The organism is Microbacterium sp. bgisy203 (assembly GCF_965345155.1).
Classification (GTDB): domain Bacteria; phylum Actinomycetota; class Actinomycetes; order Actinomycetales; family Microbacteriaceae; genus Microbacterium.
In genome coordinates, this window is record NZ_CBDRLZ010000006.1 from 102,329 (window position 1) to 119,674 (window position 17,346).

At 69.6% G+C, this 17,346-nt stretch carries 17 protein-coding genes; 6 read left to right on the forward strand and 11 right to left on the reverse strand.

Going from position 1 to position 17,346, the window contains the following annotated elements; genetic code table 11:
* Positions 1–27: 27 nt before the first annotated feature.
* From ACRVYW_RS10800 to rlmN, 4 genes are all read right to left on the reverse strand, one after another.
* Entirely contained in the window at positions 28–1,839 is a 1,812-nt protein-coding gene (locus ACRVYW_RS10800) for an oleate hydratase (protein WP_431804458.1), read from the reverse strand.
* A 51-nt stretch (positions 1,840–1,890) separates the two neighbouring features.
* Complete coding sequence (locus ACRVYW_RS10805; protein WP_431804459.1) at positions 1,891–2,484, reverse strand: TetR/AcrR family transcriptional regulator; 594 nt, start codon at positions 2,482–2,484, stop codon at positions 1,891–1,893.
* A gap of 146 nt (positions 2,485–2,630) precedes the next feature.
* The gene (gene cofE, locus ACRVYW_RS10810) at positions 2,631–3,431 is read right to left on the reverse strand and encodes a coenzyme F420-0:L-glutamate ligase (RefSeq protein ID WP_431804461.1); all 801 of its coding nucleotides are present in this window, start codon (positions 3,429–3,431) and stop codon (positions 2,631–2,633) included.
* Between the two features lie 233 nt (positions 3,432–3,664).
* Complete coding sequence (rlmN, locus tag ACRVYW_RS10815) at positions 3,665–4,897, reverse strand: 23S rRNA (adenine(2503)-C(2))-methyltransferase RlmN (protein ID WP_431804463.1); 1,233 nt, start codon at positions 4,895–4,897, stop codon at positions 3,665–3,667.
* 111 nt (positions 4,898–5,008) lie between these two features.
* On the opposite strand from rlmN, the gene ACRVYW_RS10820 reads away from it, so the two are divergent.
* The 4 genes from ACRVYW_RS10820 to ACRVYW_RS10835 all read left to right on the forward strand — a co-directional run bounded on the left by ACRVYW_RS10820 (position 5,009) and on the right by ACRVYW_RS10835 (position 8,836).
* Positions 5,009–5,569, forward strand: a complete 561-nt coding sequence (locus ACRVYW_RS10820; protein WP_431804465.1) for a CAT RNA binding domain-containing protein — start codon at positions 5,009–5,011, stop codon at positions 5,567–5,569.
* Positions 5,566–6,990, forward strand: coding sequence for a glycoside hydrolase family 1 protein (locus tag ACRVYW_RS10825; protein ID WP_431804467.1), 1,425 nt, complete (start codon positions 5,566–5,568; stop codon positions 6,988–6,990). The genes ACRVYW_RS10820 and ACRVYW_RS10825 overlap by 4 nt, the downstream gene beginning before the upstream one ends.
* Positions 6,990–7,853, forward strand: coding sequence for a Cof-type HAD-IIB family hydrolase (locus tag ACRVYW_RS10830; RefSeq protein WP_431804515.1), 864 nt, complete (start codon positions 6,990–6,992; stop codon positions 7,851–7,853). The genes ACRVYW_RS10825 and ACRVYW_RS10830 overlap by 1 nt, the downstream gene beginning before the upstream one ends.
* Before the next feature lie 98 nt (positions 7,854–7,951).
* The gene (locus ACRVYW_RS10835; protein ID WP_431804469.1) at positions 7,952–8,836 is read left to right on the forward strand and encodes a Cof-type HAD-IIB family hydrolase; all 885 of its coding nucleotides are present in this window, start codon (positions 7,952–7,954) and stop codon (positions 8,834–8,836) included.
* Positions 8,837–8,904: 68 nt separating this feature from the next.
* Here ACRVYW_RS10835 and ACRVYW_RS10840 read toward each other — a convergent pair whose 3' ends face one another.
* The 4 genes from ACRVYW_RS10840 to ACRVYW_RS10855 all read right to left on the reverse strand — a co-directional run bounded on the left by ACRVYW_RS10840 (position 8,905) and on the right by ACRVYW_RS10855 (position 11,996).
* Entirely contained in the window at positions 8,905–9,732 is an 828-nt protein-coding gene (locus ACRVYW_RS10840; RefSeq protein ID WP_431804471.1) for an SDR family oxidoreductase, read from the reverse strand.
* A complete protein-coding gene (locus ACRVYW_RS10845) occupies positions 9,729–10,547 on the reverse strand; it encodes an enoyl-CoA hydratase/isomerase family protein (protein WP_431804473.1) in 819 nt (272 codons plus the stop codon). Before ACRVYW_RS10845 ends, ACRVYW_RS10840 begins: the two co-directional genes overlap by 4 nt.
* Positions 10,548–10,571: 24 nt before the next feature.
* Positions 10,572–11,333: an SDR family NAD(P)-dependent oxidoreductase gene (locus ACRVYW_RS10850; protein WP_431804475.1), complete on the reverse strand. Its 762-nt coding sequence runs from the start codon at positions 11,331–11,333 to the stop codon at positions 10,572–10,574.
* A gap of 150 nt (positions 11,334–11,483) precedes the next feature.
* The gene (locus ACRVYW_RS10855; protein WP_431804477.1) at positions 11,484–11,996 is read right to left on the reverse strand and encodes a hypothetical protein; all 513 of its coding nucleotides are present in this window, start codon (positions 11,994–11,996) and stop codon (positions 11,484–11,486) included.
* A gap of 55 nt (positions 11,997–12,051) precedes the next feature.
* On the opposite strand from ACRVYW_RS10855, the gene ACRVYW_RS10860 reads away from it, so the two are divergent.
* Positions 12,052–12,777: a phosphotransferase gene (locus tag ACRVYW_RS10860; RefSeq protein ID WP_431804479.1), complete on the forward strand. Its 726-nt coding sequence runs from the start codon at positions 12,052–12,054 to the stop codon at positions 12,775–12,777.
* A gap of 89 nt (positions 12,778–12,866) precedes the next feature.
* A complete protein-coding gene (locus ACRVYW_RS10865) occupies positions 12,867–13,031 on the forward strand; it encodes a hypothetical protein (protein WP_431804480.1) in 165 nt (54 codons plus the stop codon).
* A 107-nt stretch (positions 13,032–13,138) separates the two neighbouring features.
* Here ACRVYW_RS10865 and glpK read toward each other — a convergent pair whose 3' ends face one another.
* The 3 genes from glpK to ACRVYW_RS10880 form a co-directional block, all read right to left on the reverse strand.
* Entirely contained in the window at positions 13,139–14,653 is a 1,515-nt protein-coding gene (glpK, locus tag ACRVYW_RS10870) for a glycerol kinase GlpK (protein ID WP_431804482.1), read from the reverse strand.
* Positions 14,654–14,709: 56 nt separating this feature from the next.
* Entirely contained in the window at positions 14,710–15,468 is a 759-nt protein-coding gene (locus ACRVYW_RS10875; RefSeq protein ID WP_431804484.1) for an MIP/aquaporin family protein, read from the reverse strand.
* Positions 15,469–15,619: 151 nt separating this feature from the next.
* The gene (locus ACRVYW_RS10880; RefSeq protein ID WP_431804486.1) at positions 15,620–17,335 is read right to left on the reverse strand and encodes an FAD-dependent oxidoreductase; all 1,716 of its coding nucleotides are present in this window, start codon (positions 17,333–17,335) and stop codon (positions 15,620–15,622) included.
* Positions 17,336–17,346: the final 11 nt, after the last annotated feature.

Here is a 17,346-nt window from a genome sequence, read left to right on the forward strand (position 1 = left end):
TCGCGCGGCATTCTCACGCCCACTCCATCACGCGATCGCGTCGTCGTGACGCGGGCGCGCCTTCGTGTCGCCGTGCTCCGGGAAGAGCCCGAAGTCCGTGGCGAGCTGACCCATCTGGGTGTTGTCGAGCTTGTCGAGGAGCTTGCCCTTGATGAAGTTCGGCCCGGGGATGTTGACCGAGTCGCCGTCGGCGAGGCGCGTCGTCGCCTTCATCAGGTAGCGGATGTCGTAGGTCGAGTTGAAGACCTCCGGCACGCCCCGCTCGATGTCGAGCAGCTGGTACGTCGCCTCCATGGCGGTGCGCACCGAGTACTCCGTCGTGAAGATGCAGTCGCGGGTCGTCTCGGCGAACTGGCCGATGAACGCGAAGTTCACCGACCCCTCGGGCACGACCTGCGGGCGGTCGCCCGCCTGGCGCGGCATGAAGAACGACGTCACGTACGGCATCATGACCGGCACCGTCTTGGCCGCGTTCTTCGCGAGCTCGGGGATCTCGTCCACGGGAACGCCGATGTGGTACAGCCACTCCTGCGCGATCTCCTCACCGGTGCACTCCTGCATCGGCTTCTTGACGAAGTCTCCCTCCTCCTCGACGAACAGGCCGTAGACCCACACGACGACCTCGTTCGGCTTCTGGGCCTTGAAGTGGGGCTGGCGGTTGATCGTCCAGCTCATGAGCCACGACGAGTCCTTGGCGGTGACGATGCCGCCCGTGACGACCTTGCCGGTGAAGGGGCTGCGCTGCGTGATCTTCTCGATGTGCGCGGGGATGCGCTCATCGAGCGTCGTGACCGTCGCCGACTCCCACTTCGTCTTCTGGATGTCGCCGCAGAAGACCTCGGGGCGACCGAAGTCGGGAGACTTCTTGGCGATCTTCTTCCAGAGGTCCCACGCGGGCGCCGGGCCGTCCTTGATGACCGCCGGGGTCTCCTGGTCGCCGTCGTCGGAGTTCTCGGTGAGCGATCCGATCGTCACGAGGCAGAGGTCGTTCTCGGTCAGGTCGACCCCGCCCACCTCGCCGTCGCGGGTCACCCAGTCGATGCGCGTCGCCTGCTTGCGACCTTCGGAGATGTCGAACTGGATGTCGGTGACCTCGTGCTCGAACAGGAAGGTCACGCCCTGGTCGAGCAGCCACCGGTACATCGGCAGCACGAGCGACTCGTACTGGTTGTACTTCGTGAACTTCAGCGCCGACAGGTCGGGCAGTCCGCCGATGTGGTGCAGGAAGCGGTGCAGGTACAGCTTCATCTCGAGCGCCGAATGCCACGGCTCGAACGCGAACATCGTGCGCCAGTACAGCCAGAAGTTCGAGTTGAAGAACTCGTCGGTGAAGACCTCCTCGATCGTCTTGTTCTCCATCTGCTCACGGGTCGCCATGATGATGTTGACGATCTCCTTCTGCCCCTTCTCCGACAGGGTGAAGAGCTTGTTGGAGTGGGCATCCTGCCCCTGCTTCTCCGTGACGCGGCACAGCGAGTAGTTCGGGTCGTCCTTATTGAGCCAGTAGAACTCGTCGAGCACGCTGGCACCCTCGATCTCGAGCGAGGGGACCGAGCGGAAGAGGTCCCACAGACACTCCATGTGGTCTTCGAGTTCACGCCCGCCACGGATGACGAAGCCCTTCTTCGGGTACTTGATGCCGTCGAGCGCGCCACCGGGGAGCTTCAGCTCCTCGAGGATCGTGATGCGGTCTCCCTTCATCTGCCCGTCGCGGATCATGAAGATGGCGGCGGCCATGTTGCCGAGGCCCGCGCCCACGAACCACGCCGACTTGTCGTCGACTCCCGCAGGCTTGCGGGGCCGGGCGAACGCTTCGTAATTCCCACTGCTGTAGTACATCGGTTTCCCTTCGTGGTGGAGCCCTCTCGGGCTCGCGTGGAGCGGTGGCGATCAGGCGGGAGTGCTCGATCGTCGGATGGACAGGCCGGAAGTGATGAGGTCGAATTGGGCGTGCAGGTCGGCGACGCCGCGCGACTGGGTGACGTCGGTGACCGCAAGGCTGAGCGCCGCGAACGCCGTCTCCGCGGCGAGCCGCGGCATCGGGTCGCCGGCGGCGACGTCGAGCGTGCGCGCCAAGACGCCGGCGGCGGCGTCGCGCCACGCGCCGACGAGCGCGCGACCGCGGTCGCGGTGCGGCTCGCCACTCGGGCCGTAGAGGAGCGCCCGCTGGTAGTGCGCCGTGTTCTCGCCCTGCGCCGCGGCGAACGCGATCACCGGGTCGGCGAGCGCCGCAAGAGCGGCGGCGGGATCATCGAGGGCGGCGGCGGCGCGGATGCCGTCGTCGATCGCCTCGGCGAAGCGGTCGTTCAGCACGAGGAGCAGCAGCTCGCTCTTGGTACCGGCGTAGCGGAAGAGCGTCCCGGCGGCGATGCCGGCCTCGCGCGAGATGCGCTGCGTCGTGACGGCGTCGTAGCCGTCGGAGGCGAAAAGACGCGCGGCGACCTCGATGATGCGCGCACGGGTGGCCTCGGACTTACCGCCCACCTTCGGGTCGATATCCCGAACACCACTCATCACGCACCCCCTGCGCTCGATATGAGGTCTCGCTTGTGAGCGTACTCATCTACAGCGCGCGCGGACAGGCCCCCGCCGGACCCATAGGCGAACGAACGGGAACGGTCAGGTGAGCGTCAGGCGTCGCCCTCGTCGAGCGCGGCGCCCTCGGCCGCACCCTCGTCGTAGCCGTCGGCGTAGCCCTGGGCGTAGGCCTCGTCGGTACCGAGACGGAACATGTCGTCGGCGGCGGGGCGCGCGATCGACCGGGCGCCGGGCAGGTCCAGGTCGCCGACGACGTCCGGCATCCCCCGGACGATCGCGACGGGTCGGCCGCGGAGCTTGCCCTTCGCGAGGTCCCCCGCACCGGCCAACTCGTCGGCGAGGCACGGGCGTGTGACGTGGAGGGGGCGCCCCGAGGAGTCGAGTTGCCCGGCGAGTTCGTCGAACACGCGGACGCCCGCCGCACCGATCGCGATGTCGGTCTGCCCGTCGCGCCACGCGCGGCCGAGGGTGTCGGAGATGATCACGCCGACGACCGCGCCGGTCGCGGCGCGGAGCGCGGCAGCGAGCGCGCGGGCCGAGGCATCCGGGTCTTCGGGGAGGAGGAGCACCGTGCCGGGAACGGTGTTCGAAGCGTCGATGCCGGCGGCAGCGCCCACGATCCCGAGACGGTTCTCGACGATGCGGGTGACCGCGCCGCTCTCGCGAACGCGGGTCGCGACGACGCGCACGGTCTCGGCTTCGAGCGCGCGCTCGCGCTCTTCCTCGGGGAGCACGCGCCCCTCGGTCTTGGAGACGATCTTCGAGGTCACGACGACGACGTCGCCGCTCTCGAGCAGCGTGCCCTCGCGTGCGCACGCGTCGAGGACGAGCGCCGCCAGGTCGTCACCTTCCCGCACCTCGCCGATGCCGCCGGGAGCCCAGATCGAGATCATGTTGGCACTCTCTCACAGCCACCGCTCCCCCGGTCACCGTGTGCTGAACACCTGCTTGTCACGCGATCCGTGTTCGGTTCGCAGGAGATCCGTCGCCGAACACCCCGTCGCACCGATTCGATGGGGCCTCGCGCGACGATTGTCCTGCGAACCGAACGCCCGCGCGCGGAAACGGCGCGCGGAATCACAGCGCGGAAAGGGGGCGCGGAGCGGGGGCGCGGAGACCGCCAGCGTCAGTCGATCGGGACGGCCGCGGCGACCTCGCGGTCCTCCTCAGTCGCGACGAGCTGGCCGCACGCCCCGTCGATCTCCTTGCCGCGCGTGTCGCGGAGGGTCGTCGGGATGCCGGCCTCGTTCAGGCGCCGCACGAACTCGCGTTGCACGTCCTTCTCGGACGCCGTCCACACCGAACCGGGCGTCGGGTTCAACGGGATGGGATTCACGTGCACCCAGCCGCGCCCGCGCTCGTTGAGCTTCTGGGCGAGGAGGTCCGCACGCCAGGCGTGGTCGTTCATGTCCTTGATGAGCGCGTACTCGATGGAGACGCGCCGCCCGGTCTTCTCGAAGTAACGGCGCGCGGCGTCGAGGGCCTCGTCGACCTTCCAGCGCGAGTTGATCGGGATCATCTCGTCGCGCAGGTGATCGTCGGGGGCGTGCAGCGACAGGGCGAAGGTGACGGGGATCTCCTCGTCGGCGAGCTTGTTGATCGCCGGCACGAGACCAACAGTCGACACCGTCACCCCGCGAGCGCTCATGCCGAGCCCGTGGTCCTTGTCGACCATCGTGCGGACGGCCTGCATGACGCGGTTGTAGTTGGCGAGGGGCTCGCCCATGCCCATGAAGACGATGTTCGTCACGCGCTCACCCTCGTGCTCGGCGGGCCCGAGCTCGCTGGCGCGGATCGCGGCGTTCGCACGCACGACCTGCTCGATGATCTCTCCCGCGGACATGTTGCGCGTGAGCCCCGCCTGCCCCGTCGCGCAGAACGGACAGTTCATGCCGCACCCGGCCTGGCTCGACACGCACAGCGTGATGCGGCCCGGGTAGCGCATGAGCACGGATTCGACGAGCGCGCCGTCGTGCAGCTTCCAGAGGAACTTGATCGTGTCGCCACGGTCGGTCTGCAGGCGCCGCACCTCGGTGAGCAGGTGCGGCAGCATGCCGGTGACGAGTTCGTCGCGGCCGGATGCCGGAAGGTCGGTCATCTGCGCGGGATCGGACGTGTAGTGCTGGAAGTAGTGCTTCTCGATCTGCTTCGCCCGGAACCTCGGGAGCCCCAGCTCCTTCGCCTTTTCGACGCGCTGCGCGGGCGTGAGGTCGGCGAGGTGCACGGGAGGCATCCCTCGCTTGGGAGCCGCGAATTGCAACAGCGGCTTGCCGTCGGCATCCGTCTTCTGGGTCCAGCCCTCTGTGCGCGGGCGCACCTGGCGTGGGGTGGTCGCGCGGATCGGGGTGGAGTCTTCCATGCTCTCAGGGTACCGGCGGCATCTGGACGGATGCCGGTGATGGATGCCGGTGCCACCGCGCGACCATAGACTCGTCGCCATGAGCAGCGCCGACGCGGGTGGGGGCACACCGTGCACAAGGTGCTCAACAACAACGTCGTGATCCAGATCGACGAGTCGTGCCGCGAGCGGGTGCTGATGGGCCGGGGGCTCGGTTTCGGCTTGAAGCCGTCGGATGCCGTGGATCCCGCGAAAGTCGAGAAGACGTTCATCCTCGACGACGGCGAGGCGGGCGCCCGCGAACTCCGCCTGCTCGACGACACCCCGTACCCGGTGATCCAGGCGGTGGCACGCGCGATCGACGGCGCCGAACGGCGCCTCGGGCGCTCACTGGGGCGCGGATTCACGATCGCGGTGCTGGACCACGTGTCGTACGTGCTCGAGCGGCTCGACGCCGGTGTCCGCATCCCCTCGACGTCGATGCCGGAGCTGCGGCACCCCGGCGTCGGGCCCCATCGCGCACGGCGACCCGCTGTTCTACGCGGTCGCGGTGGAGTCGCTCGCCACGGTCTCCGGCAAGTGAGCCCGTCGGGGGCCCGCGACGCCGGGCCCCCGACCCTCACCCCGACGCACACGCACACGCACACGCACACGCAACGACGCACACACGCAAGAGAAGAGACATCATCATGAGCACCACGACCCCGACCTTCCCCGAGGGCTTCCTCTGGGGCGGCGCGACCGCCGCCAACCAGCTCGAGGGCGCCTACGACGAAGACGGCAAGGGCCTCTCGGTCCAGGACGTCCTGCCCCACGGCGGCATCGGCCAGGCGCGCACCGACGGCCCCACCCCCGACAACCTGAAGCTCGTCGGCATCGACCACTACCACCGCTATGCGGAGGACATCGCCCTCTTCGCCGAGATGGGTTTCAAGACCTACCGCTTCTCCATCGCGTGGAGTCGGATCTTCCCGCAGGGCGACGAAGAGACCCCGAACGAGGCCGGCCTCGCGTTCTACGACCGTCTGCTCGACGAGCTCGAGAAGTACGGCATCGAGCCGCTCGTCACGATCTCGCACTACGAGACGCCGCTGCACCTCGCCGAGACCTACAACGGGTGGGCCGACCGGCGCATGATCGGGTTCTACGAGCGGTACGCTCGCACGCTCTTCGAGCGGTTCGGCTCGCGCGTGAAGTACTGGCTGACCTTCAACGAGATCAACTCGCTCCTGCACGCCCCGTTCATGTCGGGCGGCATCAGCACCCCGAAGGAGGAGCTGAGCGCGCAGACCCTGTACCAGGCGATGCACCACGAGCTCGTCGCCTCGGCGCGCGCGACGCGCATCGCGCGCGAGGTCGCCTCGAACGCGCAGATCGGCTGCATGGTCCTGTCGATGCCCACCTATCCCCTGAGTCCGTCGCCGGCCGACGCGCTCGCGGTGATGGACTTCGACCACTCGAACCTCGTCTACGGCGACGTGCACACGCGCGGCACCTACCCGGGCTACTTCCTGCGGACCCTCCGTGAGAAGGGCATCGAGCTGGAGATCACCGACCAGGACCGCGAGGACCTGCAGAACACGGTCGACTTCGTCTCGTTCAGCTACTACATGTCGGTCGCCGCGACCGCCGAGCCCGAGAGGTACACGTCGGGCCAGGGGAACATCATGGGCGGCATCCCCAACCCCACCCTCGAGGCGAGCGAGTGGGGCTGGCAGATCGACCCGGTGGGCCTGCGGATCGTCTTGAACCAGTTCTGGGACCGCTGGCAGAAGCCGCTGTTCATCGTGGAGAACGGGCTCGGCGCGAAGGACCAGCTGGTCGAGGTCGACGGCGTCAAGACCGTCGTCGACGACTACCGCATCTCGTACATGAACGACCACCTCGTGCAGGTCGGCGAGGCGATCGCCGACGGCGTGGACGTCCTCGGCTACACCTCCTGGGGCTGCATCGACCTCGTCTCGGCATCCACCGCGCAGATGTCGAAGCGGTACGGCTTCATCTACGTCGACCGCAACGACGATGGCTCGGGCACTCTCGAGCGCTTCCGGAAGAAGTCGTTCGGCTGGTACGCCGAGGTGATCCGCACGAACGGCGCGTCGCTGGAGGCGTGATGGATGCCGCAGACAGCGCCGCCGTGACGGGCGTGGGGGCCGGGGAACCGGCCTCCGCGCCGCCCTTCCACCGGAAGGCGATCTTCCTCGACGTCGACGGCACGATCATGCAGGACGGCGTCCACATTCCGCCGTCGGCGGCCGAGGCGATCCGCGCGGCCCGCGCGAGAGGGCACCTGGTGTTCCTCTCGACGGGCCGCGGGATGGCGGAGCTGCAGGGCGAGCTGATGGACATCGACTTCGACGGCGCCGTCTCGAACGGCGGCGCCTTCGCGAGCGTCGGCGACGAGATCGTCGCCGGGTCGCTCCTCACCGCCGACGAGGTCGCGCGGCTGAAGGAGTACCTGACCGAGCGCGGCATCCACGGTTACTTCCAGTCCTACGACCAGATGTTCGCCTCCGCGGGGCTCCCCGAGCTCATCGCGGAGCGGTTCGGGGCGTATGGGCTGCCGCCGAAAGTGTTCCACGCGGACGAGGACTTCGACCCCGCCGAGATGGCGAAGCTCGTCTTCGTCACCGACGACGTGGCCGCCGCCGAGCAGGCGCTGACCGAGCTCGGCGAGGACTTCGCCGTCGTCGGCGGGACGATCCCGCTGGCGTTCGCCGCCTCGGGCGAGGTCGCGCCGAAGGGGGTGCACAAGGGGGCCGCGATCGAGGCGATCCTCGACCGGCTCGGCATCGACCGGGCCGACGCGATCGGCATCGGCGACAACTGGAACGACGCCGAGATGTTCGAGGTGTGCGGCACGTCGATCGCGATGGGCAACGCCGTCGACGGCGTGAAGGCCCTCGCCGATCAGGTCACCACGGCGATCGACGACGACGGCGTCCGCAACGCGTTCGCCGCCAACGACCTCCTCTGACCCGGCTGCCCGCTCTCGCCCTTGTTCGCGAGGGGTCGGCGGGTTAGCTGCCCGTGCGCGGCCAGCGGGCGTTCATCCGAGTGCGCGAGGATGGGAGCGTGACCGGCACCGAGACCCCCTCCCGCACCGTGTTCGTCGACGTCGACGGGACGATCCTCGAACACGGGTCCGTCATCGCACCCTCGACGATCGCCGCGATCCGCGCCGCGCGCGCGAACGGCCACCTCGTGTACCTGTGCACCGGGCGCGCCGAGGGCGACATCCACCCGACGGTCCGCGCGATCGGCTTCGACGGGGCGATCACCAACGGCGGCGCGTTCGCGACCATCGGCACGGACCTCGTCGTGTCGCACACGATGTCACGCCCCGACCTCGACCGGCTCGTCGCGTACTTCGTCGCGCACGGCATCCACTACTTCCTGCAGGCGCACGACCACATCTACGCGAGCCCCGGCGTCTTCGCGATGATGAACGAGTTCGTCCGGCTGCGCGCCGAGCGCCGCGCGGAAGACCTCCGTCACCTCGGTCACGGCGACACCGCAGACCTGCTGGATGCCGTCATGACCGACGCCGCGGAGCGGTACAGCCCCCTCGACGAGGCCGACCTCGACGAGATTGCGAAGGCGGTGTTCGTGAGCGAGGCATCCGACACGGTCTCGCGTGCGCAGGAGGATCTCGGCGACCGGTTCCACGTCATCCCCGGATCGATGCCGCTGCCGGGCGGTTCGAACGGCGAGATCGGGCCGCTCGGGGTCAACAAGGGCGCCGCGATCGTCGAGGTGCTCGGTCACCTCGGGCGGTCGGCGGAGGAGGCCGTGGGCATCGGCGACAGCTGGAACGACGTCGAGATGTTCGAGGTCTGCGGCGTCTCGGTCGCGATGGGCAACGCCGACCCCGAACTGCAGGCGAAGGCCGACCGGGTGACGACCGGCGTGCTCGACGACGGCGTCTGGAACGCCTTCGTCGCGCTCGGCTTGATCTAGCTTGCGCGGCGCTTCGCCGTTTCGACTCGGCGCTCCGCGCCTCGCTCACCGAATCGAAACGCCGCCGCTCAGAGGAAGATGTCGGGGAACAGCTCCGAGTCGGGGGTGCCGGGAACCGCGGCGTAACGCGAGAAGTCGGTGACCCCGGCATCCCGCAGCACGTCCTCCACGATCAGCGTCTGACCGGTGTACTCACGCGCGGGCTTGTTCAGCACCTCGTACGCGGCGTCGGCGTAGACCTCGGGCGTGCGGCTGACCTTCATCATCCGGTCTCCGCCGAGCGAGTACTGCACCGCGGCGGTCGCGATCGTCGTCTCGGGCCACAGGGTGTTCGCGGCGATCCCGGCGTCGGCGAACTCGGCGGCGAAGCCGAGCGTCGCCATCGTCATGCCGTACTTCGCGAGCGTGTAGCCGGTGTGCGCGCCGAGCCAGCGCGGCGTGATGTTGAGGGGCGGCGAGAGCGAGAGGATGTGCGGGTTCGGGGCATCCTTCAGCACGGGGATCGCGGCGCGCGAGAGCATGAACGTCCCCCGCACGTTGACGTCCTGCATGAGGTCGTACTTCTTCGCCGCGAGATCGAGCGAGCCCGACAGATCGATGACCGACGCGTTGTTGATGACGATGTCGATGCCGCCGAACTCGCCCTGCGTCTTCAGGACCGCCTCGGTGATGTCGTCGTCGTTGCGGACGTCGCCGACGATCGGGAGCGCGTGCCCGCCGGCCTCCTCGATGGCCGCCGCCGCCGTGTGCACGGTGCCCTCAAGCTTCGGGTGCGGGGTGTCGGTCTTCGCGATCATCGCGATGTTCGCGCCGTCCTGGGCGGCGCGCAGGGCGATCGCGAGGCCGATGCCGCGGCTGCCGCCCGACATCAGGATGGTCTTGCCGGCGAGGCTCATGCGTTCTCCTTGGGGGTGGCAGGTGCGGCCGGGGTGGCGGGTGCGGCCGGGCGGCTCCTGGTGGATGCCGCGGCGAACGCGGCGACCCGGACGGCGGACTCGGGGGTGTCGAAGCGCGCCCCGATCGAGGCGGCCTCGTCGTCGAGGTTCTCCGCGAACGAGCGACCCGCGCCCGTGCGGATGAGGCGCTTGGCGGTGCCGAAGGCGGCCGTCGCGTTGCCGAGCCAGAATGCCGCGATCTCCGCCGCGCGGGTACCCGGGTCATCGGCGACCTCGGTGACGAGGCCCCAGTCGAGGGCGGTGTCGGCGTCGATGGTCTCGTCCTGCAGCAGCAGGCGCAGCGCTCGGGTCTGCCCGATCGCCGCCGGCAGCAGCGTCGAGACGCCGAGATCGGGGCTCAGGCCGATGTTCGCGTAGCGGCTGACGAACTTGGCGCGGGGGCTCGCGACGATGTAGTCGGCCGTCAGCATGAGGCCGAGGCCTCCCCCGGCGACCGCGCCCTGCACCGCCGCGACGATCGGCGTCGAGGATTCGACGAAGGTGCGGATGCCGTCGTGGATGACGTGCGCCATCGCGGTGACGTCGCTGCCCTTCGAGCCCGAGGTCGACATCTCGATGACGTCGCCGCCCGCGCAGAACGCCGGGCCGACGGCATCCAGCACGATCGCGCCGACCGTGTCGTCGGAGGTGACCTCGTGGGCGAGGTCGCGCCAGCGCTGCCCCATCTCGAAGCCCATCGCGTTGAGCGATGCCGGGCGGTTGAAGGTGAGGCGCGCGAGCGCACCGTCGCGGGTGTAGAGGATCGAGTCGCTCATCGTGTTCTCCGTCGTCCGTTCGGCTTACTTCGGGGCCATGCGGATCGCGCCGTCGAGGCGGATCGTCTCGCCGTTGAGGTAGCCGTTCTCGACGATCTGCTGCACGAGCTGCGCGTACTCGTCGGGGCGGCCGAGGCGCTGCGGGTACGGCACCTGCTGGCCGAGGCTCGCCTGCGCCGCTTCGGGAAGGCCGGCGAGCATCGGCGTCTCCATGATGCCCGGCGCGATCGTGCAGACGCGGATGCCGTAGCGTGCGAGCTCCCGGGCGATCGGGAGCGTCATGGCGTGGACGCCGCCCTTCGACGCCGAATACGCGGGCTGCCCGATCTGGCCGTCGAAGGCGGCGACGGATGCCGTGTTCACGATGACGCCCCGGTCGCCCGACTCCGTGGCATCCGTCTGCGCGATGGCGGCGGATGCCTGCGCGATCACGTTGTACGTGCCGATGAGGTTGACGCGGATGATCTTCTCGAAGTGCGCGAGGTCGGTCGGAGCGCCCTCGCGATCGAGGACCTTCGCGGGCGGGGCGATGCCGGCGCAGTTGACGACGACGCGCAGCGGTCCGTGGGCGCTGGCCTCCTCGACGGCGGCGGCGACCTGGCCGGGGTCGGTGACGTCGGCGGCGACGAACGTGCCCCCGATCTCGGCGGCGCGCTCGGCGCCCGGGGACGAGGGCAGGTCGACGATGACGACGTGCGCGCCCGCGGCGGCGAGGCGCTGGGCGGTCGCGAGGCCGAGGCCGCTCGCGGCGCCCGTGACGAGGGCGGATGCTCCGGCGATGTCCATGGATTCTCCTTCGAAGTCCGAGGTGGCAGTCCGATGTGGCTGCGGACGCATCGCCACGGGTGGTGCCGCGTGCGTGTTGCCGCATGCCACTGCGTGCCAGCATACGCGGGACTGAGTGTCAGGTCATCCCTGCATCAGGTCTCCCCCGCGTCACGTTACCCAGCGGTCCGTCTCGCGCACGACCTTACCGAGGCGGTCGAGCAGTTCGGCGGGGTGGGCGAGCAACGCGCGCGTCTCGGGCCGGCCGACGAGCGCGTCGATCAGCCGCGAGGCGAATCGCGCGTCCTTCTTCCGGTAGCCGGAGAGATAGTGCAGCGTCGCGCGCCATACCCGCGGCTCGCCGTCGATCCCCTCGACGCGCACCTCGAACGTCGGCGTCTCCTCCACGATGCCGCCGATGCCGCCGAAGAGCCCCTCGACGATCGGACCGATCGAGTCGACCAGCGCCGGGTTCGGCGCCCACGTGGTCGGCGGGTCGATCACGATCGCGCGGATCTGCGACCACGGCGCGAACGCTCCCGGGTCGTCGCCGACGTAGGCGGTCGCGCCGCGGGTCGTGAGGCGCACGTGCCGGGCGGCGGCATCGCCGATCGCGAGGCCGGGTTCGTCGGCGTCGAGCGCCGTGAGCAGGCCCTCGCGGCGCAGTGCTCGGGTCGGAGGCATCCTCCATCTCACCACGCTCTCGCCCAGCCGCGGCATCCGGGAGAGGATGGATGCCGTGAGCATCCCGACCAGCGACGTGCCGGTCCCCGCCGTCGTGCGGCGCCTCGCCCACGGAGCCGGGCTCGCGCCGCTGTGGCGGAACGGGCGCGGGGGTCTCACCTTCCGGATCGACGACGGGCGCGTCATCAAGTCCGGGCCGCGGAACGCCGAGTCATCGATGGCCGGCGAGGCCGAGCGCCTGCGCTGGGCGGGCGCGTACACGCCGGTGCCCGAAGTGCTCGACGTCGACGGCGACGAGACGCACGAGTGGCTCGTGACGAGGGCGCTCCCGGGGCTCTCCGCCGTCGACCCGCACTGGGCGGACGCGCCCGAGGTCGCGGTCCGAGCGGTGGGCGAAGGGCTGCGCGCGCTGCACGACGCCCTTCCCGTCGGGGACTGCCCGTTCGACTGGTCGGTGGCCGCGCGGCTCGAGAACGCGGAGAGCCGCGGCATCCGCGTGCCCGACGCGCTGCGCGACGCTCCCCCGGTCGACCTGCTGGTCGTGTGCCACGGCGACGCGTGCATGCCGAACACGCTGATGAACAGCGCTGGGCGCTGGTCGGCGCACGTCGACCTCGACGCGCTCGGCACCGCCGACCGCTGGGCCGACATCGCTGTGGCGTCGATGAGCACCGTCTGGAACTTCGGACCGGGATACGAGGACGCCCTCATCGAGGCGTACGGCATCGCGCCCGACCGCGAGCGCCTCGCGTACTACCGCGCCCTGTGGAACGCGACCTGAGTCCTCAGCGCGCGAGCCAACTCCCGGCATCCCGCTCGCGAATCACCACCGCTTTCGCGAATCGCCGCCGGATGCGCGCGAATCGAGTGGTGACTCGCGCATTCGGCGGTGATTCGCGAGCCGGGGCGGGGCGGCGGGGCGCCTCGCACGACCGCCACGACACGGCGCTGCTGGATGCCTCCTACCGCGCAACCGCGCCGCGCCGCCTCGTCACCGAACTCGACGAGCGCGGCGAACTCGACGAGCGCGGCTGAGCCCGAGGCATCTCCGCACACCCCGCGACGGCACGGACGCGCGGCATCCTCCCCCCGAAGGAATGCCGCGCGTCCGCGGTTCATGCCTGGTCAGCGCACGTCCCTGGTCAGCGCACGTCGGCGTCGACCCAATCCATCGACTTCGTGACGGCCTTCTTCCACAGGCGCAGCTGACGCTCGCGCTCCTCGGCGTCGCCCGAGGGCGTCCAGCGCTTGTCCTCCTGCCAGTTGGCGCGAAGCTCGTCGAGATCGTTCCAGAACCCGACGGCGAGACCGGCCGCGTACGCCGCACCGAGCGCCGTCGTCTCCGCGACGACGGGGCGTACGACCTCGACGCCCAGCACGTCGGCCTGGAACTGCATGAGCGTGTCGTTGGCCGTCATGCCGCCGTCGACCTTGAGCTCGGCGAGATCCACCCCGGAGTCGGCGTTGACGGCATCCAGCACCTCGCGGGTCTGGAAGGCGGTCGCCTCCAGCGCGGCGCGCGCGATGTGGTTGCGGTTCGCGTAGCGGGTGAGACCCACGAGCGCGCCGCGCGCTTCGGGGCGCCAGTACGGGGCGAACAGTCCCGAGAACGCCGGCACGAAGTAGACCCCGCCGTTGTCCTCCACCTTCGCGGCGAGTTCCTCCACCTCGGGCGCGGAGGAGATGATCCCGAGCTGGTCGCGCAGCCACTGCACGAGCGATCCGGTGACGGCGATCGACCCCTCCAGCGCGTATCGCGCCGGCTCATCGCCGAGCTTGTACCCCACGGTCGTCAGCAGGCCGTTCTCGCTCTTCACGATGTCGGTGCCGGTCTGGAAGATCAGGAAGTTCCCGGTGCCGTAGGTGTTCTTGCTCTCGCCCGCCTCGAACGCCGCCTGACCGAACGTCGCCGCCTGCTGGTCTCCGAGGATGCCGGCGATCGGCGTCTCGCGCAGGAGCGACGTATCGCGGGCCTCGCCGTAGACCTCCGACGAGGAGCGGATCTCCGGAAGCATGGATGCCGGCACACCGAACTCCGCGAGGATGTCCTCGCGCCACTCGAGCGTGTGCAGGTCCATGAAGAGGGTCCGCGACGCGTTCGTGACGTCGGTGGCGTGGACGCCGCCCTCCGGCCCGCCGGTCAGGTTCCAGAGCACCCACGTGTCGGTCGTGCCGAAGATCAGGTCGCCCGCCTCGGCCTTCTCGCGCGCACCCTCGACGTTCTCGAGGATCCAGACGATCTTCGTGCCCGAGAAGTAGGTCGCGAGCGGCAGGCCGACGATGTCCTTGAACCGGTCGACGCCCTCGTCGCCGGCGAGCCGGTCGACGATGCTCTGCGTACGGGTGTCCTGCCAGACGATCGCGTTGTAGACGGGGATGCCGGTGTTCTTGTCCCACACCACCGCCGTCTCGCGCTGATTCGTGATCCCGATGGCGGCGATGTCATGTCGGGTGAGGTTGGCGCGGCCGAGCGCGATGCCGATCACCTCGCGCATGTTGTCGCGGATCTCGATCGGGTCGTGCTCGACCCAGCCGGCGCGCGGCATGATCTGCTCGTGCTCCTTCTGGCCGATGGAGATGACCGAGCCCTTCTTGTCGAAGATGATCGCGCGGCTGGAGGTGGTGCCCTGGTCGAGGGCGATGACGTACTGAATCATGAGATGACTTCCTTGTCTGACGGGAGAGGTGGTGAGGGAGGTGGTCGGGATGACGGTCAAGCGGCGACGAAGTGCAGGAGGAGCGGGGCGGCGAGCGCGGCCAGCACTCCGCCGACGAGCGGGCCGACGACCGGAACCCAGGCGTAGGCCCAGTCGCTGCCCCCCTTGCCCTTGATCGGCAGGACCGCGTGGGCGATGCGCGGGCCGAGGTCACGCGCCGGGTTGATCGCATACCCGGTCGGTCCACCGAGCGAGGCGCCGATGCCCACCACGAGGAGGGCGACAGGAACCGCCGTCAGCGGGCCGAGGGCTCCGGGAACGCCGATCTGCACGTCACCGTAGTCGGCGAACGCGAAGATGACGAACACCAGCACGAACGTGGCGATGATCTCGGTCAACAGGTTCCAGCCGTAGGAGCGGATGGCGGGCCCGGTGGAGAACACACCCAGCTTGTTGGCGGGGTCGGGTTCGGCATCGAAGTGCTCCTTGTACGCGAGCCAGCACAGCACGGCGCCGAGGAACGCGCCGACCATCTGCGCGGCGATCGCGACGAGGAAGTGCGTGAAGCCGATCTTGCCGCCCACGAGCAGGCCGATCGAGACGGCGGGGTTCAGCTGGGCACCGGAGTACGCGGAGGTGAGCACACCGGCGAACACCGCGAGGCCCCAGCCCCAGTTGATCATGAGGAACCCGCCGTTGTTGCCCTTCGTGCCCTTCAGGACGGCGTTGGCGACGACGCCACCACCGAGGAGGAGCAGGAGAGTGGTCCCGACGAGCTCGGAGAGGAAGTACAGACCGAGATTGACGTCTTGCATGTCGACATTGACCTTTCATGAGGGACCTGAGGAGGGACCGGCGTCAGGCCGCGCCGGAGCATACGACCGCCGCGCGAGAGGCGGCGACGGCCGGGAAAGAGCCGAACGAGGAAGGAGCCTCGCGGAGGAGGCAGCGGCGCTGGGCCGGCCGTCAGGCCGACAGCGCCGCAACCCCCGCGTGCTCGAGGTCGATGCGGTGCAGGTCGCGCAGAGCGGCCGAGGCATCCTCGATCTCGGCGCGAACGCGCGCGGCATCCCAGCCGAGGGCGGGAGCTGCGGCATCCGCGATCTCGTGCAGCGTGTCGGGCGACATGCCGCCGACGAAGGCGACGGAGGTGCGCCGCAGCAGCAGGTCCATGAGGGTCACGACCTCCTCGCGCTCGGCGAGGAAGGCGATCTCCTCCCGCGAGTATCCGGGTGCGTGTGCGAGAGGGTGCTGCGCAACCGGGAGTGCGGCGAGCAGCTCCGCGGCGTACGTCCCGTAGCGCTCGAGCATGCGGTCGGCGAACGCCGCCTCGTGCGCGCCTCGGTGCGCCTCGACCCAGCGCGTGCGGGCACCGGCATCCTTCGGATACCCCGCCCCGCCGCCGATCGCGAGCTGCGCCGTGGACTGCACCCGACTGCGGCCGAGAAGGGCCAGGGCGTCGTCTGCGACGTGCTCGGACAGCGCGCGGAACGTCGTCCACTTGCCCCCGACGAGACTCAGGACGGGAACGCCCGCGAGCTCGCCCTTCTCGACGCGGTAGTCGCGCGAGACGAAACCGGGTGCGACGTCGTCGTGCCGCGGCAGGGGACGGATGCCGGAGAAGCTGTAGACGATCTGCTCACGGGTCACGGCGATGTGCGGGAACACCTGGGCGATGAGGTCGAAGAAGTAGTCGATCTCGTCGTCGGTGCAGACGACCGGCTTGGTGGGGTCGGCGTCGATGTCGGTGGTCCCCACCATGACGCGGCCCTTCAGCGGGTAGATGAGGACGATGCGCCCGTCGGATGCCTCGAAGAAGATCTCGTTTCCGCGCGTGGCCGCGAGCAGCTCGTCGTTCTGCAGGACGATGTGCGATCCCTTCGTCCCACCCATGAAGCGAGTCGGGTGGCCGAGCGCGGAGTTCGTCAGGTCGGTCCAGGGTCCGCTGGTGTTGACGATGACGCGGGCGGTGAACCCGAACTCCTCGCCCGTCACCTCGTCACGCAGCGTGACCGCCGAGCCGTTCGATCCGACCGCGCTGACGTAGTTCGCCGACCGCGCCGACGCTTCGCGCTGCCCGTCGCGGAGGACGTCGAGTGCGAGGCGCTCGGGGTCGTGCATCGACGCGTCGTAGTAGGTCGCGGTGTACGCGAAGCGCTCGTCGAGGTCGGGGAAGCGCTCGTGCGAGGCGCGGCGCCCGCGGAAGGTGTGCCGCGGCACGGCGCCGCCGTCGCGCGAGAACGTGTCGTACATCGTGAGCCCGACCTTGATGAGCAGTGCGCCGCGCTCGCGTGGCTTGCCGCGGCCGTGCGTGAACAGCAGGCGGAAGGGAGCCGTGAGGATGCCGGAGAAGGTCTTGTGGATCGGGATCGTCGTCGGCAGCGGCTTGACGAAGTGGGGCGCGTTGCGCACGAGCGCGTTGCGCTCGACGACCGCCTCCTGGACGAGCCGGAACTCGCCGTTCTCGAGGTAGCGCACCCCGCCGTGGATCATGTGGCTGGACGCCGACGATGCCCCGGAGACGTAGTCGCCCCGCTCGACGAGCGCCACGTCGACGCCTTGGAGCGCGAGGTCGCGGAACGTCGCGACGCCGTTGATGCCGCCGCCGATGATGAGGACGTCGGCCTCGGGGCGGTCCCGGAGAGCGGCGACGGACGGTCGCGGTGCTGTGGTGTCGATCATCGTCGATCCCT

Bases quoted from the DNA above. Each gene is read 5' to 3' on its own strand.
- ACRVYW_RS10800 (WP_431804458.1), bottom strand. From the start codon at position 1,839: ATGTACTACAGCAGTGGGAATTACGAAGCGTTCGCCCGGCCCCGCAAG.
- cofE (WP_431804461.1), bottom strand. From the start codon at position 3,431: ATGATCTCGATCTGGGCTCCCGGCGGCATCGGCGAGGTGCGGGAAGGT.
- rlmN (WP_431804463.1), bottom strand. From the start codon at position 4,897: ATGGAAGACTCCACCCCGATCCGCGCGACCACCCCACGCCAGGTGCGC.
- ACRVYW_RS10825 (WP_431804467.1), top strand. From the start codon at position 5,566: ATGAGCACCACGACCCCGACCTTCCCCGAGGGCTTCCTCTGGGGCGGC.
- ACRVYW_RS10830 (WP_431804515.1), top strand. From the start codon at position 6,990: ATGGATGCCGCAGACAGCGCCGCCGTGACGGGCGTGGGGGCCGGGGAA.
- ACRVYW_RS10840 (WP_431804471.1), bottom strand. From the start codon at position 9,732: ATGAGCCTCGCCGGCAAGACCATCCTGATGTCGGGCGGCAGCCGCGGC.
- ACRVYW_RS10845 (WP_431804473.1), bottom strand. From the start codon at position 10,547: ATGAGCGACTCGATCCTCTACACCCGCGACGGTGCGCTCGCGCGCCTC.
- ACRVYW_RS10850 (WP_431804475.1), bottom strand. From the start codon at position 11,333: ATGGACATCGCCGGAGCATCCGCCCTCGTCACGGGCGCCGCGAGCGGC.
- ACRVYW_RS10855 (WP_431804477.1), bottom strand. From the start codon at position 11,996: ATGCCTCCGACCCGAGCACTGCGCCGCGAGGGCCTGCTCACGGCGCTC.
- glpK (WP_431804482.1), bottom strand. From the start codon at position 14,653: ATGATTCAGTACGTCATCGCCCTCGACCAGGGCACCACCTCCAGCCGC.
- ACRVYW_RS10875 (WP_431804484.1), bottom strand. From the start codon at position 15,468: ATGCAAGACGTCAATCTCGGTCTGTACTTCCTCTCCGAGCTCGTCGGG.
- ACRVYW_RS10880 (WP_431804486.1), bottom strand. From the start codon at position 17,335: ATGATCGACACCACAGCACCGCGACCGTCCGTCGCCGCTCTCCGGGAC.